16 protein-coding genes and 1 pseudogene are annotated in these 16,249 nt (G+C 61.7%); 5 read left to right on the top strand and 12 right to left on the bottom strand.

Annotated features, from left to right (window positions below):
- Positions 1 to 61: 61 nt before the first annotated feature.
- A complete protein-coding gene (locus JWJ88_RS18540) occupies positions 62 to 1,057 on the bottom strand; it encodes a TRAP transporter substrate-binding protein (protein WP_205295912.1) in 996 nt (331 codons plus the stop codon).
- 544 nt (positions 1,058 to 1,601) lie between these two features.
- Here JWJ88_RS18540 and JWJ88_RS18550 point away from each other — a divergent pair.
- Entirely contained in the window at positions 1,602 to 3,113 is a 1,512-nt protein-coding gene (locus JWJ88_RS18550; RefSeq protein WP_240200288.1) for an aldehyde dehydrogenase family protein, read from the top strand.
- Between the two features lie 311 nt (positions 3,114 to 3,424).
- On the opposite strand, the gene speB is transcribed toward JWJ88_RS18550, so the two are convergent.
- Genes speB through JWJ88_RS18585 form a run of 7 tightly spaced genes read right to left on the bottom strand, consistent with a single transcriptional unit; the run spans position 3,425 to position 9,359 of the window.
- On the bottom strand, positions 3,425 to 4,399 hold the full coding sequence (speB, locus tag JWJ88_RS18555) for an agmatinase (protein ID WP_205295913.1): 975 nt from the start codon (positions 4,397 to 4,399) through the stop codon (positions 3,425 to 3,427).
- Between the two features lie 10 nt (positions 4,400 to 4,409).
- Complete coding sequence (locus JWJ88_RS18560; RefSeq protein ID WP_205295914.1) at positions 4,410 to 5,180, bottom strand: creatininase; 771 nt, start codon at positions 5,178 to 5,180, stop codon at positions 4,410 to 4,412.
- A gap of 10 nt (positions 5,181 to 5,190) precedes the next feature.
- Complete coding sequence (locus JWJ88_RS18565; RefSeq protein WP_240200379.1) at positions 5,191 to 5,895, bottom strand: SDR family NAD(P)-dependent oxidoreductase; 705 nt, start codon at positions 5,893 to 5,895, stop codon at positions 5,191 to 5,193.
- Positions 5,892 to 6,650, bottom strand: coding sequence for an SDR family NAD(P)-dependent oxidoreductase (locus tag JWJ88_RS18570; RefSeq protein WP_205295916.1), 759 nt, complete (start codon positions 6,648 to 6,650; stop codon positions 5,892 to 5,894). Before JWJ88_RS18570 ends, JWJ88_RS18565 begins: the two co-directional genes overlap by 4 nt.
- Complete coding sequence (locus JWJ88_RS18575) at positions 6,650 to 7,435, bottom strand: ABC transporter ATP-binding protein (protein ID WP_240200289.1); 786 nt, start codon at positions 7,433 to 7,435, stop codon at positions 6,650 to 6,652. Before JWJ88_RS18575 ends, JWJ88_RS18570 begins: the two co-directional genes overlap by 1 nt.
- Entirely contained in the window at positions 7,432 to 8,247 is an 816-nt protein-coding gene (locus JWJ88_RS18580; RefSeq protein ID WP_205295917.1) for an ABC transporter permease, read from the bottom strand. The genes JWJ88_RS18575 and JWJ88_RS18580 overlap by 4 nt, the downstream gene beginning before the upstream one ends.
- Before the next feature lie 50 nt (positions 8,248 to 8,297).
- Positions 8,298 to 9,359, bottom strand: coding sequence for an ABC transporter substrate-binding protein (locus JWJ88_RS18585; protein WP_205295918.1), 1,062 nt, complete (start codon positions 9,357 to 9,359; stop codon positions 8,298 to 8,300).
- Between the two features lie 159 nt (positions 9,360 to 9,518).
- On the opposite strand from JWJ88_RS18585, the gene JWJ88_RS18590 reads away from it, so the two are divergent.
- Entirely contained in the window at positions 9,519 to 10,136 is a 618-nt protein-coding gene (locus tag JWJ88_RS18590) for a TetR/AcrR family transcriptional regulator (RefSeq protein ID WP_205295919.1), read from the top strand.
- Positions 10,137 to 10,217: 81 nt separating this feature from the next.
- Positions 10,218 to 10,625 carry a TfoX/Sxy family protein gene (locus JWJ88_RS18595; RefSeq protein WP_205295920.1) on the top strand — a complete coding sequence of 136 codons (408 nt, stop codon included), beginning with the start codon at positions 10,218 to 10,220 and terminating at the stop codon, positions 10,623 to 10,625.
- A gap of 51 nt (positions 10,626 to 10,676) precedes the next feature.
- Here the strand turns inward: JWJ88_RS18595 and JWJ88_RS21895 are convergent, their stop codons facing one another.
- Entirely contained in the window at positions 10,677 to 10,931 is a 255-nt protein-coding gene (locus JWJ88_RS21895; protein WP_240200290.1) for an Lrp/AsnC ligand binding domain-containing protein, read from the bottom strand.
- Positions 10,932 to 11,130: 199 nt separating this feature from the next.
- Here JWJ88_RS21895 and JWJ88_RS18605 point away from each other — a divergent pair, with 199 nt between their 5' ends.
- The gene (locus JWJ88_RS18605; protein ID WP_205294258.1) at positions 11,131 to 12,225 is read left to right on the top strand and encodes an IS630 family transposase; all 1,095 of its coding nucleotides are present in this window, start codon (positions 11,131 to 11,133) and stop codon (positions 12,223 to 12,225) included.
- 54 nt (positions 12,226 to 12,279) lie between these two features.
- Here the strand turns inward: JWJ88_RS18605 and JWJ88_RS22305 are convergent.
- Positions 12,280 to 12,393: pseudogene (locus JWJ88_RS22305) on the bottom strand (TrbI/VirB10 family protein); the annotation flags it as partial.
- Positions 12,394 to 12,414: 21 nt separating this feature from the next.
- Between JWJ88_RS22305 and JWJ88_RS18615 the strand changes: the two are divergent.
- On the top strand, positions 12,415 to 12,696 hold the full coding sequence (locus JWJ88_RS18615) for a cupin domain-containing protein (RefSeq protein WP_240200291.1): 282 nt from the start codon (positions 12,415 to 12,417) through the stop codon (positions 12,694 to 12,696).
- Positions 12,697 to 12,708: 12 nt separating this feature from the next.
- Here JWJ88_RS18615 and JWJ88_RS18620 read toward each other — a convergent pair whose 3' ends face one another.
- Together JWJ88_RS18620 and lepA are read right to left on the bottom strand one after the other, a co-directional pair.
- Positions 12,709 to 14,142, bottom strand: coding sequence for an NAD-dependent succinate-semialdehyde dehydrogenase (locus JWJ88_RS18620; protein WP_205295921.1), 1,434 nt, complete (start codon positions 14,140 to 14,142; stop codon positions 12,709 to 12,711).
- A 271-nt stretch (positions 14,143 to 14,413) separates the two neighbouring features.
- On the bottom strand, positions 14,414 to 16,213 hold the full coding sequence (gene lepA / locus JWJ88_RS18625) for a translation elongation factor 4 (protein ID WP_205295922.1): 1,800 nt from the start codon (positions 16,211 to 16,213) through the stop codon (positions 14,414 to 14,416).
- Between the last annotated feature and the right edge of the window lie 36 nt (positions 16,214 to 16,249).

Here is a 16,249-nt window from a genome sequence, read left to right on the forward strand (position 1 = left end):
TTGAACCCGCATTTATGTATCGCATGGGCCGGGGGCGGACCCCTGCCTTATGGCGACGTTGCTAGTTGCAGCCTTCGCGCAGGCCGGTAAGGATCTGGGCTGCTACATCGCCGTTGGCTTGCGCCCAGGCGTCGGCGATGCCCATCGTTTGCTCGCGCAGCGTTGCCGCATCCTCAGCACTCGGTTCGGTCAGGATCATGCCGTCGGCCGTCAACTGTTCGCGCGCATGCTCATCAAGCTTGGCGACTTCTTCCCGGAACTTGACCTCCCAACGGGCGGCCGCCTCCAGAAAGGCTGCGCGCACATCCTCGGGCAATTCGGCCAACGCGTCATTGTTGACCGAGATAACCTCATGCGACAGCGTGATGTTGAACATATAGGCGTTTTTCAGGATTTGCGTCCAATGCCAGTTGTTGGCGTTGATCGCCGCCGTGATTGCGCCGTCCACCGTGCCCAGTTGCAGTGCCTGCGTCAGTTCGACGGTGGCAATGGACACGCTGCTTGCGCCAAAGCTGTCCAGCGTCTCGACCTGCTCGCGGTTCCATGTGCGGATTTTCTTGCCCTGCAAGTCGTCCAGCGTGTGGATTGGGGGAACGGACCAGATCTGCTGACCGGGCATGATCCAGTGAATGATGGGCGTGGAACGGAACTTCTCGGAAATCGCCTCGTCCATCATCGGCCTTACCTTGGGCAGGGCGGTATCGAAGAATTTCTGCGGGTCGGTGCAGACAAAAGGCATCGCCATCGCCCCCACGACAGGCAGATCGCTTGCGATGAACCCGGTGGGCGAGTGGCCGATCTCGATCTGGTGGCGGCTTAACGCGCGATAGACATCCACGCCCTTGTAGGGCATTTCGCTGCCTGAAAAGACACGGATGTTCAGTCGGCCGTCGGTGGATTTGCTGACATCTTCTGCAAACCCCCGTGCCCATGCAGTCTGATTGCCGGCCACGTCATAGATCGTGAACATCTTCCATTCGAATTCGGCAGCCGTGACGACCGACCCTCCGGCACAGACGATTGCCCCCGCGATTATTCGAAACATTGACTTGCGCATCGGTTTTTCCTCCCTCTCCGATTGACATATTTCCCTGCGACAACGTTTACCGTGCGGCCTCCTCCCCAAGGCAGACGGCAATATCCGGGCAAGCCCGCCCTTTCACGGACGAGCAGCCGGCTTTGGAACGGCAACTTCAGAGTTGCTGATTGTATTCATTAAATGAATATACTATTCAAATTACTCTGCGGTGGAATCGTAGTCAAGCCGGTTCTGGAACGATTTTGTTAGAGGCTCTGCCTTCTGACGGGACCGCAGCAGGTTTAGCGGCAAACGGCGGCACGGATATTCAGCCGGGTCCCTGAGGTACGGAGGTTTCTGCGCAAACCGGCAACAGACAGGTTTGTTCTAGTTTGCATGCCATTGTATACATCTCGATACGATAATTGCCCGTAATGCGCTTGCGCGAGGTCGAGATCTCTGCCCGCCGTGGCATGTTGCGCACCCTGTCCGCAAAGCGATCCGACAGCTTGAAGCCGATGGCCTTGTCGTTCGCATCCCACGACAAGGCGCGACAATCCGCACTCTGGACTACCCCGAGATCATGGAACTTTACGAAAGGCGCGCCATGGTCGAGGGAACGGCGGCAAGACTTGCCTCTCGTGCAGCCTCGGCTGTCGAGTTGAAGGCGCTTGAAGCGCTGAACGACGAATTCGGGGGTGCCGCCGACAAACGCGAGGGAGCAACGCTGAACCGGCAGTTCTATATGATGCTGCTGAATGCTGCGAAGAACCGGTTTCTTGTCAGTTCGGTCAACAGCCTTCAAAAAACCATGCTGATCCTTGGCCCCACGACGCTGATGGAGCGTTCAAGGGTGCCCGAGGCGCGCCTGAATGGCGAGCGCAGGCGCACCACCGGGCAGTTGCGGCTGTTCGCCCAAACGATCCTTGAAGGCGATTATCTGGATCGGCGGCACGACAAGGCGCTGCCGGACCGCCAGCCGTTGCCGCGCCCGGACCTGCGGCTGATGCAGCGCCCGGTCGGACCGGTCGCGGTCTTCGGCGCCTCGAACTTCCCGCTGGCCTTCTCGGTCGCGGCCGGCGACACGGCATCGGCGCTGGCGGCGGGCTGTCCGGTCGTGGTCAAGGGCCATTCCGCCCATCCCGGCACCAGCGAGATCGTGGCCGAAGCTGTGCTGGCCGCCATCCGCTCCTGCGGCATCCATCCTGGTGTCTTCTCGCTGGTGCAGGGCGGCAAGCGCGACGTCGGCACGGCGCTGGTCCAGCATCCGCTGATCAAGGCGGTCGGCTTCACCGGCAGCCTCGGCGGTGGCAGGGCGCTGTTCGATCTGTGCGCGCAGCGCCCCGAGCCGATCCCGTTCTTCGGCGAGCTGGGCTCGGTCAACCCGATGTTCGTTCTGCCCGAGGCGCTGGCGGCGCGCGGCGCCGAGATCGGCAAGGGCTGGGCCGCCTCGATGACCGGCAGCGCCGGCCAGCTTTGCACCAATCCCGGCATCGCCGTCGTTCCCGAGGGTGCCGAGGGCGACGCCCTTGTCGCCGCCACCGCCGGGGCGCTGGCCGCCATCGGGCCGCAGATGATGCTGACGGTGGGCATGGCCGATGCCTATCGCGCGGGCAAGGCGCGGCTGGACGACAGCAACTCGGTGCGGCCCGTCCATGCCACCGACAGCAGCGGGCGCGAGGTCGGTCCGAACCTCTACGAGGTCTCCTCGGCCGCCTTCCTGTCGGATCACGGGCTGGCGGAAGAAGTCTTCGGCCCGCTTGGCCTTGTGGTGCGGGTGCCCTCGGCCGAGGCGATGCCGGATCTGGCGCGCGGTTTCGCGGGGCAATTGACCGCCACGCTGCATATGGATGCGGGCGATGCCGCACTGGCGGCGCGGCTGATGCCGGTGCTTGAACGCAAGGCGGGGCGGATCCTGGTCAACGGCTATCCCACCGGCGTCGAGGTCTGTGATGCCATGGTCCATGGTGGACCCTATCCGGCCTCGACCAATTTCGGCGCTACCTCGGTCGGCACGATGGCGATCCGCCGGTTCCTGCGTCCGGTCTGCTATCAGAACCTTCCCGCAGAACTGCTGCCTGCCGATCTTGGCTAGCAGGATATAGGCGGGTGCAATGCGCCCGCCCATTGTGATCAATACGGACTGTCCGGGAAATAGAACTCCTCGGTCTTGTTCTTGGTGATCAGCGCGCAGCCGTGACAAGATCCACTGCTTTCCTTCGATAGGGCACCTTCATCCCCGATTTTGCGGACCTGGCACTGCACCTGGCGCTGGTCGAGGCCTACCGCAGGACGAACTGGAAATCCTATAACCAAGCGCTCAAGCTTCGCGGCTCCCTGCTGATCTGGCTGAACAAGGACATGGTATGGCGCGCTCTCAAGGCCGGTCGCCCCGGACGCTCTCTGTCACGCTGCCCTGTTTCGCCGCACCTGATCCGCCAGGATACAGAGGAGTTCGAACATGACCGTGGCTCCTACCAAGGCTGTCATGCCGCCGATATCGAATGGCGGCGCCACCTCGACCACATCGGCTCCGACAATGTTGACGCCATGGAGCTGACGCAGCATCTGCTGGGCCTCACGGGTCGTGAGCCCGCCGATCTCCGGCGTTCCGGTGCCGGGCGCCATTGAGGGATCAATCGAATCGACATCGAAAGTGACATAGGTTTCCTGCTTGCCGACGATATCGAGTACCTCCGCCATCACATCGTCCACGCCGCGGCGTGCGAATTCCTCCATGTAGATGATCCGCACCCCCTGGGCCTTCGCCCAGTCATGCTCTCCGGTCTCGTAGACAGAGCCACGGATGCCGATCTGCACGATGCGCGCAGGATCCAGGATGCCTTCTTCGATGGCACGGCGGAAAGGAGTGCCATGCGTGTAACGGTTGCCGCCGAAATAGCTGTCATTCGTGTCGGAATGCGCGTCGAAATGGATCATGCCAAGCGGCCTGACACCCGCGCGCCCGCTCTTATTGACCGCGCGCAGAACCGGCAGCGTCGTCAGATGGTCGCCCCCGATGGACAGAGGCAGAGCGCCCGTCGCGACGATCCGTGACATGCCCTCTTCGATGCGGGAGATCCCGTCGAGCAGATCGATGGGGTTCACGGGCAGATCGCCCACATCGGCAATATTGGCGATCTGGTAGGGTGCGATTCCAGAAACGTGGTGGGCACTGCGCATCAGGCTTGACTGGTTTCTCACCTCACGTGGCCCATGGCGCGCGCCGGCCCGATTGGTGGTGCCGCCATCCCAGGGAATGCCGACCAATGCGATATCGAGCCCCTCAGCGGAATCCACCGCGGGGAGACGCATGAAGGTGGAGCGGCCGGCGAAGCGCGGAACCGCAGCGGCGTTCACGGGTTGATGATAGCTTGTCATGATCGGTTCCTCAGTTGAATTCGCGTGCGACCGCTTCGACGATCCCGGCAGTGCAGTCGGACAGCAGCCATTCGCCCTTCTCGGCAGAGGAGCCCTCCGTCAGCGAAAGCACGCCCGATGGTGGCACCTCTTCGCAGGGGCGAGGATAGCGGTCATAAGGAAGGAATGCGGCGGGGCCGTCATGCATGGCTTTTTCCAGGTCAACCAGCTCCGGACGCAATGCCATCATCATCGAGGTCTCGATGACCGAGGCATGTTCGAGCTCGATGCCCGGGTATCCATCAGGGAAAATGCGCGCAAGCGTCTCGGGCCTCACAAGGTCCCAGTGGTCGACACGCAGGATTACCAGACCATCGGCCCGATCCCGGCCTATCCGGTCAAGCGCCAGTTCAATGCCCTCAATGGTCGGGCCGATGTTCTCATAATGACCATTCACGGTGACAATCTTGCGCACCTTCTGCCGGAAGAGCTCGCAAATGACGTCGCGCACCACCAGTGAGAAGGTGCCCGCGGTCAGATTGAGTGTCCCCGGAAAGCCGGGGCCGCCGCCCGACTTGGGCTGAGAGCGGTTGCCATAGGCCAGGGTTGGCAGAACCAAACCGCCGGTCAGCGCCGCAGCGCGTGCGGCCACCGCGGTGGGGAGCTCCACATCGACGTTGATTGCCATATGGCGTCCATGTTGCTCTGTCGCGCCCAGGGGCAGGAAGATCGGCGCGCCGGCCGAAATTCTGGCCTCTAGCTCCGGCCATGCGTGTTCGGAATAAAAAACGCTGCTTGTCATATCAAATCCATCAGTTCATCGCCGCGCCGCCATTGGCGCCGAGGCATTGTCCGGTAAAGAGCGTGGAGCCGGGCCCGGCCAGGAAGACGACCGCATTCGCGACCTCGGCGGGCTGCCCGATACGACCGAGCGGATTGGCGGTCTCCTCCGCCTTTGCACGCGCGTCGAGCTGATCAAAGCCCAGCAATGGCGTGTCCGTGGGTCCGGGGGCGACCGCATTGACCAGGATACGCGGCGCAAGCTCGCGGGCCCAGGAGCGGGTCGCCCCGATCATTGCGGCCTTGGTCGCAACATAGACCGATGCGTTGGCACGCCCCAGAAGCGCCAGCTCGGAGACGATATTGATGATACGGCCGCCCTCAGGCAGATGTGGCGTGGCCTCACGCGCAACCAGCATTGCGCCCCGGACATTCACCGCGAACATACGGTCAATATGCGCGGCATTGAGCTCCACAAGCGGTCTCTCCTCGAGGATCCCGGCATTGTTTACCAGGATATCGATCTTGCCCATGATCCGTGCGGCCTCGGCTACGGCGGCGATAACCTGCGCCTCGTCCGAGAGATCGCATGCGAGCACCCTGAAGTCGGTAGACTGCGGTCGGAGATCCAGTCCTACGACCTCCGCGCCCGCGTTGCGAAGGGCGGTCGCACAGGCCAGTCCGATGCCGCTCGCGGCCCCGGTAACCAGCGCGCGTTTCCCTGAAAGCGAATTCACCAAGGCACCTCTCCTCTGTCGACGCCAAGAGATTGACCCGTGATGTTTGCGGCCAGGTCCGAGGCGAAGAACAAATAGCTGGCAGCCATGTCCTGTGGCTCCATAAGCCCCGGCAAAGCCTGGCCCGCCACGATCTCATCAAGGAGCTCCTCCTCATTCCTCCCCGCCTGAGCGGCAACGCGCCCGAGCGACCTCATCGAGGCCTCTGTTCGGACCCAGCCCGGGCAGATGGCGTTGACCCTTATGCCCCGTGGCCCCAGTTCCCGCGCCCAGGTCTTCGTGAGGCCGATAATCGCGTGCTTGGAGGCGACATAGGCGCCGAAGCCCGGCTCGGCGACCCTGCCCCAGATTGATGCGGTATTGATGATCGCACTGCCCGGCCTCATGCGGTCAAGGGCCAGGGAGGTGACAATCGAGGTTCCGGTCACATTGATGTCCACCACACGGCGGAAGGCATTGCTGACCTCGTCTGTGGCGTCCGTAACCGGTGTCATCAGCTCCAGACCGGCATTGTTGATCAGGACATCGATCTGGCTAAGAGACCCAAGAGCACGGGCCACCTCGGCTTTATCAGTTATGTCCGCCTCGGCAGCGGTTGCGCCGAACTCCGCAGCGCTGTCATGGACACCCGGATCGTTCGCGATCAGATGCAGACGAGCCCCGGCCTGGGCAAAGCCAGCAGCAATTCCTTTGCCGATCCCGCGGCTCGCCCCGGTGATCACGACGTCGCAGCCGGTAAAATCGATACGGAACATCAGTGTCCGCCCTCCTCTCGCATCATCCTCATGATCTTGTGTTCAAGCTCCGCGTAACCCGGCAAAGCGATGGCATCCTCCTTGCGTTTCAGCCGTCCCGGTTTGAAGGAGGGGATGATCTCCTCCTTGAGGCGGCCCGGATGGCTGGAGAGAAAGACGATACGATCGGCCAGATAGATCGCCTCTTCGATATCATGGGTGACGATGACCATCGTCGTTCCGGATGCCTCCGCTACCTCGATCATCAATTCCTGCATCTGCCAGCGCGTCTCCGCATCAAGCGCGCCAAAGGGCTCGTCCATCAGAAGAACCTCCGGCGCGTTGGCCAGACTCCGCGCGATGGCCACCCGCTGCCGCATTCCGCCCGAAAGACGGGATGGATAAGCGTCAATGAACTTTGAAAGACCGACCAGCCCGATAAAATGTTCGGCCCGGCCGCGCCTTTTGTCAGCCGACACCCCATTGATCTTCATGCCGAACTCTACATTTCGACCCACCGACATCCAGTCGAACGAGGTATAAGCCTGAAACACCATACCGCGATCCCGGCCCGGTCCGTCGATCGGAACATCATTGAGAAGCACCTGTCCGGCGCTCTGGGTTTCCAGTCCGGCGATCATGCGCAGGATTGTTGATTTTCCGCTTCCGGAGGGGCCAAGCAGGACGCAGATAGACCCGCGCGGCACATCGAAGGAGACGTCATCCACCGCCGTAAGGCTCTTTCCACGTGGCAGGTCGAAGGATTTGGAGACGTTGCGGATGCTGAGGATCGTGTCGGACATCATCGCTTGGTCTCCAGATAAGGGAAAAGACGGCGGTGGAGCTGCGCGAAAGCCAGGTCCGACAGCATACCGAGGACACCGATGACGATGATACCGGCGAGAATTTCATCCGTATTGAGGAAGCGACGTGCCCGCATCATCATGGCGCCAATGCCGGTGGTGGAGGCAACAATCTCCGCAATCACCAGATAGGTCCAGACGACCGCGAGCATCTGCCTCATCGCGACGAGGATGTTGGGAAGCACGGCCGGAAACATCACCTGCATGACCGTGACCCGTCGTCCTGCACCCAGCGTCAGGGCGGTTTCGATCAACTCTCGTCTCACGTCACGGGTGTGATCCGCGATCAGCGTGATCAGGAAGAAGATCACTCCGAGAAAAAGGAGCACCAGCTTGGGTGTTTCACCGGTCCCGAACCACATCAGCAGGATCGGTATGAAGGAGGGCGCGGGCAGGTATCTCCAGGCAGAGACAAAGGGAGCGATCACCGCATCAATTGCGGGGAACGCGCCCATCGCGACCCCGATCGGCACCGCAACAAGTGTCGCCAGGGCGAAAGCGATGAGCACCCGCATGATGGAAATCAGCACATCGGAGCCGAACCCGTCGACTGTAAACAGCCGGATAATCGTCGCGAAAACCTGGTCTGGCGGTGGGACCAGGATGGGGTTCACCCAGCCGAGCGCGGAGGACAGGATCCAGATTCCGAAGAAAATGGCCCAGACCGCAATCCCGGATATGAGCGCCTGACGGCGGGACACCGGCACGCGGATTTGTATGAGGCGTGGTCTGCGCCCCGAAACAACGTCTGACATGGAATTCCTCCTGGTCTCTCCGGCCCCTGACCGGAGAGACGGCCGATGGATCAGTTAGCCGAGAAGGACTGGCGGTAACCCTGGGCCACAAGGTCGCCCATCAGGCTGCAATCGATGCCCTGTGCGGGATCGACAGTGGTTTTCATCACGCCCAGCCTGACCCACCACTCATTCGTCAAAGCGGCGGAGGATTGCATCGACCCGTTGGGGAGGCCAAACGGGGGCTCACCCTCGAGAACGCCGCAGGTGCGTGCCGCCTCGTCAAAGTCGAAAAGATAGGTGCCGCCCTCCAGGCTTTTGCCATTCGTCCCGATCACCGAGTTGACGTCCTCGACCGACCATTGAAGGAATTTGGCTACCAGCCCATTGGTCTCCTCCACGTTCTCGTGCCAGTAACCACGCGCATCCCAGTCCGCCTTCAGCACGGCAACCGCGGCCTCGCGACGGTTGGCGATGAAGTCCTTGTTCATGAAAAGGGCATCAACGAAGATCCCGGTCTTCAGCATTTCCGGATCTGCCGTATCCACCACGGATCGTGCGCCCGGCGCGGCCTCCAGGACCCGTGAAATCCAGGGCTCATACATGTAGGCTGCGGCGAGATCGCGCGAAAGCATCGGCCCGACCGCCTCGTCGGCGTTCAGATTGACCCAGGTGACATCTTCCGGCGCGATCCCTTCACGCGCCAGCCAAAGGCCCATCAGAACCTGACCGATATAGGCCTGTGGCGCAGCAACCTTCTTCCCGCGCAGATCTCCGGGTTCCACGCCCGGCGCCAGGATGACATGGTCAACGCCATATGAAGGCGTGTGGTAGGCGACGTTCACAACGTTCAGCCCCGCCTCTACCGCAACCGGAATGTAGTCCGCAGTGCAGCCATAGACGTCGATCTGCCCGGCGGCGAGCGCGGCATGCCCTCCCAGAGGATCCTCGAAATTCGTGATGTTGAGGTCGTAACCCGGCAAGAGCTCCTTCTGCCGGGCGACCTCCAGCATCACATAACTTGGCCAGGATACACACATGCCGAAGTTGATGGTCTCGTTCGCCCGGGCCGGAGACCAGGCAGGCACCGCGAGCAAGGTGGCGGCGGCAAGGACGATGTTCTGCGATTTCATGATGGGCTCCCTGTCGGTCATCTGTCTCAGCGCGACAACTCTTCGAAAATTCTTATGGGCATAAATTTTGTAGTCAATAAAAAAATTTATAAGATAAAATTTTAGTTGAACTCCAGCATGGCAGGCGCGAAGATGGCGTCCATGACGGATTTAGCACCCATGAGCTTGCGCGAACGGCAAAAGGAAGACCGCAGGGCCCGCATCATTGCTGCGGCCAAGCGGCTCTTCCTTGAGACGGGCCTCGAAAAAATCACCATGGAGGCGATCGCAGAGATTGCCGGCGTTTCCACCGTAACGGTTCACAACTACTACGGCACAAAATCAGGAGTGCTTCTGGCGCTCGTTGCGGAGAGTGATCGGGAGCTTCTGGTTACGCTCGACCAGCGCCTGCGGGGGAAGGCCTCAGACCTGCCCGGACTGGTGCTTCGGTTTTTCGAGATTATCTGCAAACATACCCAGACGCATCTCGATAAGGCGATCTGGCGGCAGGTCATTTCCGCATCGATCCATGGGGCCGAGCCGCGGTTTGCGAAGCTTTACGGGGATCTCGACCGCCGTCTGGCCACGGTCCTGGTTAGCGAAATCGAAAGGCTGATAAAGGAAGAGCGGATCACCTCCGGAACCCATGCCGCCCATCTGGGCAGGGCCCTATTCAATCTTCAGAACGCCCGCTTCATCGAATTCGTGGCTTCGGACACGGACGGTTACGACAGATGTCGTCAGAACCTGCATAGTGATCTCCAGGCCCTTCTCTCGGGCTTTGCCCCCAACACCTGACGGGAACCCGTTTTCGGTTCTCGGTGGTCATCTGGCAGGATACTGTCTGCCAAATTCTCATGTGCTACTCCGGACGCAAATATGCCAATAGAAGCCTCATTCGCTTCGTTCGTTTCAGATCAGCTGGATGGAACGTTAACCTTCACGACCAAGCAGATGTTCGGCTGTGTCGGTCTCATCTGCGATGCTGGCATGTTCGGGCTGACCGCACCATCACAATCCCTATACTTCAGGGCGGATGACGGAAATCGCCAGGCTTTTCTGGATCAGCATTGCGAACAGTTTGCCTATCAAACGAGCCGCAATGGCCAGCGGATCGCCACCGCACTGAACTACTTCATGATACCGGCTACTGATCTTGAGGACCGCGAGTCGATTGCCCGCTGGGCAGGTCTCGGCTTGGAAAGTGCTCGCCGCAGCCTCCGCAAGCCCGCGCAGAAAGCGCGGCCAGCAAAGACAGATCCGGTGGCAAGCCTCTGGGGTCTGTAAAAGCATCCCCTCTCTTTGGGAGGTCGCGCGGAACTCATCTGGTCGGTTCGGCTAGAACCCACGAACGGGCCGGGTTGGGCTGCCGGACGCCCGACGTGTCGAGAGAATCAGGTTCGTTTCGGAAATCATCACACCGTCGAGGTTTCTTATACGCCGGATGACCTCATCGAGGTCCGCAAGCGTATCCGTCGACAACTCAACGATCATATCCCACTTTCCGTTCGTGGAATGAACTGCCGTCACCGCGGTGATGCCGGTCACCCGCCCGGCAATGCGGTCACCTCCCCTGCCCTCGATCCCGATCATCATCAGCCCCCTTACCGGGGCATCGGAGACATCCGACCGGGTGAGCACCGTAAACCCGGCAATTTCTCCCTCTGATCGCAGCTTTTCCAAATGCGCGCGCACGGTCGCACGGCTGATCTGCCAGCAACTTCCGCAACAGCCTTCTATTCCCCCGGAACTGTAGTCCGTATCATTGATCCGAGCGGTTTCGGAGGATGCTATGGTAGGCCGGGTGGCGGACGAGGTGGTTCTGAGCGCCGCGGAGCGCGGGTTTCTGGAGGCTCAGGTTCGACGGCACAAGGCGGCGCGTTCGCTGTCGGACCGGTGCCGGATAATCCTGCTCTGTGCGGAAGGGCTGCAAAGCAAGGAGGTCGGCGCGCGGCTCGGAGTGCATGAGCATACTGTCGGCAAGTGGCGCAGACGGTCCGTCAGGGACCGGATCGAGGGGCTGACCGACGAATATCGTCCTGGTCGGCCCCGCACGGTGTCGGACGATCAGGTAGCCGAGGTGATCGAGCGGACACTGAACACCACGCCGAAGGACGCCACCCATTGGTCGATCCGCTCGATGGCTGTGGCGACGGGCCTGTCGCATACCACCATCCGCCGGATCTGGGCCGCCTTCGGCCTGCAACCGCATCGCAGCGAGACGTTCAAGCTCTCGACCGATCCGCTGTTCGTCGACAAGGTGCAGGATATCGTCGGCCTTTACATGGCCCCACCGAACCGGGCCATCGTGCTGTGCGTGGACGAAAAATCCCAGATTCAGGCGCTGGATCGGGAACAGCCGGTGTTGCCGATGGCGCCGGGTGTCGCCGAGCGGAGAACCCACAGCTATATCCGCCACGGTACGACCTCGCTGTTTGCAGCACTCGATATCGCCACAGGGGCGGTGATCGGCAAATGCTACAAGCGGCACCGGGCGACCGCGTTCCTCGACTTCCTGAAGCGGATCGATGCAACCTTGCCGCAAGGACGGGACGTGCATCTGGTGATGGACAACTACGCCACCCACAAGACACCCAAGATCAAGGCCTGGCTCGCCCGGCGCCCGCATTGGCATGTGCATTTCACACCCACCTCAGCCAGTTGGATCAACCAGGTGGAGCGCTGGTTCGCAGAACTGACGCGCAAGCAACTGCAACGGGGCGTCCACCGCTCCACCGCCGACCTCGAGGCGGACATTGTCGCATTCATCGACGCGCACAACGAGAACCCCAAGCCCTACCGATGGGTCAAATCCGCCGACGAAATCCTCGCGTCGGTCAAACGCTTCTGCCAGAAAACACAGCAAAATCTATGTGCCGAAATTTAGATTCAGGTGACTAGGAGACCTCAGCACCTCGGACCTGCCGGAGGCGCGGAGCAGCAGGCCAGCGGCCTTCATCAGATCCCACCACCAGTGGTAATCCACACCGTCCTCAAGCCCGGCATAGCCCGATGCGTCCGCGCCCGGCAGGCGGTCCGGCACGATGGAGCGTCCGCGCAAGGATCGGCCGGGCGCATGACCCTGCGCCAGGTCGGCGACGCCCGGCTGCACAACCTGCAGATCCTGCACGAACGCCATGAACCCGGCGCCGACACCGGCGAGACCATGCTGGCCCATCACGGCAGCGAGGGTGGCATCGTCATCGCCGGAGAGATCGAACTGACGGTGGGCAGGCAACGCCGGGTGCTGAAGGCGGGCGACAGCTATCTTTTCGCCTCGCACCAACCGCATCGCTTCCGAAACATTTCAGATCGCGAGGCAGTGGTGGTCAGCGCCTGCACCCCACCCTATCTTTAGCCCGCGCCCGCCTTATCCTTTGCGGGTGACAAGGCGGGTTTGCAGATAGGCGCCGATCGCCTCGGATCCGCCCTCGGTTCCCATGCCGGAATCGCCGATGCCGCCAAAAGGCAATTCAGCCAACGACAGACCGATGTGGTTGATCGTCAGCATGCCGGCCTGAATCTCGTCCTGCAACCGCTGCACACGGGCCGAGCTTTGCGTCCAGGCATAGGCAGCCAGTCCGTAAGGCAGGCGGTTCGCCTCGGCAAAAGCGTCATCATCGCTGGAAAAACGGTTGATGATCGCGATGGGACCAAAGGGCTCTTCGTTCATCACGGCGGCATCGGTGGGCACGTCGGCCAGCACGGTCGGGGCAAAGAACCAGCCCTCATTGCCCAGACGTTCACCGCCGGTTACCAGCCGCGCGCCGCGATCCAGCGCATCGCGGATCAGCCGCTCGATGGCGGGAATGCGGCGTTCGTTGGCCAGCGGCCCCATGGTGCTGTCAGGGTCCGTGCCCGGCCCCACCCTGGCCCCCGCCATCGCGGCGGTGAACCCGGCGGTAAAGCGTTCCGCCACCGCATCCTGCACCAAAAACCGCGTGGGCGAGATGCAGACCTGCCCGGCATTGCGCAGTTTGGAGGCCGCCATCGCCGATACCGCCGCATCCACATCGGCATCGTCGAACACCAGCACGGGCGCATGACCGCCCAGTTCCATGGTCGCGGGTTTCATATGCAGCCCGGCCATCGCCGCAAGTTGCTTGCCCACCGGGGTCGAGCCGGTAAAGGAAACCTTGCGGATCACCGGATGCGGGATCAGATAGGATGAGATCTCGGCCGGATCGCCATAGACCAGATTGACCACCCCGGCCGGCACACCGGCATCGACGAAGCAGCGTATCATTTCCGCGGGCGAGGCAGGTGTTTCTTCGGGTGCCTTGACGATGATGGTGCAACCCGCCGCCAGCGCGGCGGAAACCTTGCGAACCGCCTGATTGATCGGGAAATTCCATGGCGTGAAGGCCGCGACCGGCCCCAGCGGCTCTTTGACCGTCAGTTGGGTCACGCCGGGCACTCGGGCAGGGATGACTTGGCCATAGGTGCGCCGAGCCTCTTCGGCGAACCATTCGATCACCTCGACCCCGGCCAGTGTCTCGATCCGCGCTTGGGCCAAGGGTTTGCCCTGTTCGGCCACCATCAGCGCGGCGATGCCCTCGGCGCGTTCGCGCAACAGCGCCGCCGCCTTGCGCATCAGGTCAGAGCGCAGCAGCGGTGAACTGCGCTTCCATTGCGCAAAAGCGCGATCGGCGGCGGCCAACGCCCCGTCCAGATCGGCGATGCCGGCGTGGGCGACGCGGCCGATCTCGGCACCGGTCGCGGGGTTCAGCACCGGCAGGCTGCGCCCATCTTGCGCTGGCCGCCAGTTGCCGTCGATCAAAAGCTGCGTGTCCGTATAGTTCATTTTGCCCCACCCTGCTGGATTGATCGCCGCCATCACCGGTCACGCGGACGACGGCCCAGTCATAGGAGAGGGAAATGGTGTTTTCAATCAGACCTGCTCGATATCCTGAACGGTCCAATCTGAAGTATCAGCAACACGGTATGAAAACCGGATCTGCCCTGCTGACAGCAAGAGCAGCACGTTCAGTTCAGGGCATGATCCGTCCGGGCAAGAGGCAAAGACAATCCCCGGATGCGGCGCGACACCTGCGCAGCCACAATCCGGAAATTCATCAGCTATCCATCTTCAGCGCCTGAATGAACGCGGTCTGCGGGATTTCGACCTTGCCGAACTGCCGCATCTTCTTCTTCCCGGCCTTCTGCTTTTCCAGCAGCTTCTTTTTCCGGGTCGCATCGCCGCCATAGCACTTGGCGGTCACGTCCTTGCGCATCGCCGAAAGCGTCTCGCGCGCGATCACCCTGCTGCCGATGGCCGCCTGAATCGGGATCTTGAACATGTGACGCGGGATCAGCTCTTTCAGCTTTTCCACCATCGCCCGGCCACGGCTTTCCGCACGGTCGCGGTGAACCATGATCGACAGGGCATCCACCGGCTCGTCGTTCACGAGGATCGACATCTTGACCAGATAATCCTCGCGATATTCGGAAATCTGGTAATCGAAGCTGGCATAACCCTTGGTCACGGATTTCAGGCGGTCGTAGAAATCGAAAACGACCTCGGCCAGCGGCAGGTCATAGACAACCATCGCCCGGTTGCCCGCATAGGTCAGATCCAGCTGAATGCCCCGGCGATCCTGGCAAAGCTTCAACACATCGCCCAGATATTCGTCGGGCACCATGATGGTGGCCTTGATACGCGGCTCTTCGATGTGATCGACATGGGTCAGGTCGGGCATGTCGGCGGGATTGTGCAACTCGCGCACCTCACCGTCCCTCATGTGCAGCCGGAACACCACCGAGGGCGCCGTGGTGATCAGGTCAAGGTCGTATTCGCGTTCCAGCCGGTCGCGAATCACCTCAAGGTGCAAAAGCCCCAGGAAACCGCAGCGGAAGCCGAAGCCTAGCGCGGCCGAAGTCTCCATCTCATAGCTGAAGCTCGCATCGTTCAGGGCCAGCTTCTCGATGGCGTCGCGCAAAGCCTCAAAGTCGTTGGCGTCCACGGGGAACAAGCCGCAGAACACCACCGGCTGCGCCGGTTTGAAGCCCGGCAGCGGCGCTTCGCAACCCTTGCGCTCATGCGTGATGGTGTCGCCGACGCGGGTGTCGCGCACCTGCTTGATCGAGGCGGTGAATACGCCGATCTCGCCCGGGCCCAGTTCGGCGATATCCTGCATCTGCGGACGCAGCACTGCCAGCTTGTCGATGCCATAGACGGCCTTGGTCTGCATCATGCGGATGCGGTCGCCCTTGCGAATCATCCCATCCATGACCCGGATCATGACGACGACGCCCAGATAGGCGTCATACCAACTGTCGACCAGCATGGCCTTGAGCGGCGCGTCCCGATCGCCCTTGGGCGCCGGCAGGCGGTTGACGATGGCCTCAAGCACATCGGGGATGCCCAACCCTGTCTTGGCCGAGATCTCGATGGCGTCCTGGGCGTCGATGCCGATCACGTCCTCGATCTGTTCCTTGACGCGGTCGGGTTCGGCGGCCGGCAGGTCAATCTTGTTCAGCACCGGCACGATCTCGTGCCCAGCGTCGATGGCCTGATAGACGTTGGCCAGCGTCTGCGCCTCGACCCCTTGCGTTGCGTCCACGACCAGCAACGAGCCCTCGACCGCGCGCATGCTCCGGCTGACCTCATAGGCGAAATCGACGTGACCGGGGGTGTCGATCAGGTTCAGCACATAGGTCTGCCCGTTGCGCGCCGGATATTCGATGCGCACGGTGTTGGCCTTGATGGTGATGCCGCGTTCCCGCTCGATATCCATGCTATCGAGCATCTGGGCTTTCATGTCCCGTGCGGCGACCGTCCCCGTCAGCTGAATCAGCCGGTCGGCCAAGGTGGATTTTCCGTGGTCGATATGGGCCACGATCGAGAAATTGCGGATGAGGTCAAGGTCGGTCATGGCCGGGCTATACAAGGGCTTTGGCGTTGCGGAAAG

The organism is Paracoccus methylovorus (assembly GCF_016919705.1).
GTDB lineage: Bacteria > Pseudomonadota > Alphaproteobacteria > Rhodobacterales > Rhodobacteraceae > Paracoccus > Paracoccus methylovorus.

Excerpts from the sequence above, each read along its gene's own strand:
- JWJ88_RS18570 (WP_205295916.1), bottom strand. The coding sequence starts at position 6,650 with ATGTTCCGTATCGATTTTACCGGCTGCGACGTCGTGATCACCGGGGCG.
- JWJ88_RS18620 (WP_205295921.1), bottom strand. The coding sequence starts at position 14,142 with ATGAACTATACGGACACGCAGCTTTTGATCGACGGCAACTGGCGGCCA.
- JWJ88_RS18590 (WP_205295919.1), top strand. The coding sequence starts at position 9,519 with ATGAGCTTGCGCGAACGGCAAAAGGAAGACCGCAGGGCCCGCATCATT.
- JWJ88_RS21895 (WP_240200290.1), bottom strand. The coding sequence starts at position 10,931 with ATGATCGGGATCGAGGGCAGGGGAGGTGACCGCATTGCCGGGCGGGTG.
- JWJ88_RS18540 (WP_205295912.1), bottom strand. The coding sequence starts at position 1,057 with ATGCGCAAGTCAATGTTTCGAATAATCGCGGGGGCAATCGTCTGTGCC.
- JWJ88_RS18575 (WP_240200289.1), bottom strand. The coding sequence starts at position 7,435 with ATGATGTCCGACACGATCCTCAGCATCCGCAACGTCTCCAAATCCTTC.
- JWJ88_RS18580 (WP_205295917.1), bottom strand. The coding sequence starts at position 8,247 with ATGTCAGACGTTGTTTCGGGGCGCAGACCACGCCTCATACAAATCCGC.
- JWJ88_RS18595 (WP_205295920.1), top strand. The coding sequence starts at position 10,218 with ATGCCAATAGAAGCCTCATTCGCTTCGTTCGTTTCAGATCAGCTGGAT.
- JWJ88_RS18605 (WP_205294258.1), top strand. The coding sequence starts at position 11,131 with ATGGTAGGCCGGGTGGCGGACGAGGTGGTTCTGAGCGCCGCGGAGCGC.
- JWJ88_RS18585 (WP_205295918.1), bottom strand. The coding sequence starts at position 9,359 with ATGAAATCGCAGAACATCGTCCTTGCCGCCGCCACCTTGCTCGCGGTG.
- JWJ88_RS18560 (WP_205295914.1), bottom strand. The coding sequence starts at position 5,180 with ATGACAAGCAGCGTTTTTTATTCCGAACACGCATGGCCGGAGCTAGAG.
- JWJ88_RS18550 (WP_240200288.1), top strand. The coding sequence starts at position 1,602 with ATGGAACTTTACGAAAGGCGCGCCATGGTCGAGGGAACGGCGGCAAGA.
- lepA (WP_205295922.1), bottom strand. The coding sequence starts at position 16,213 with ATGACCGACCTTGACCTCATCCGCAATTTCTCGATCGTGGCCCATATC.
- speB (WP_205295913.1), bottom strand. The coding sequence starts at position 4,399 with ATGACAAGCTATCATCAACCCGTGAACGCCGCTGCGGTTCCGCGCTTC.
- JWJ88_RS18615 (WP_240200291.1), top strand. The coding sequence starts at position 12,415 with ATGACCCTGCGCCAGGTCGGCGACGCCCGGCTGCACAACCTGCAGATC.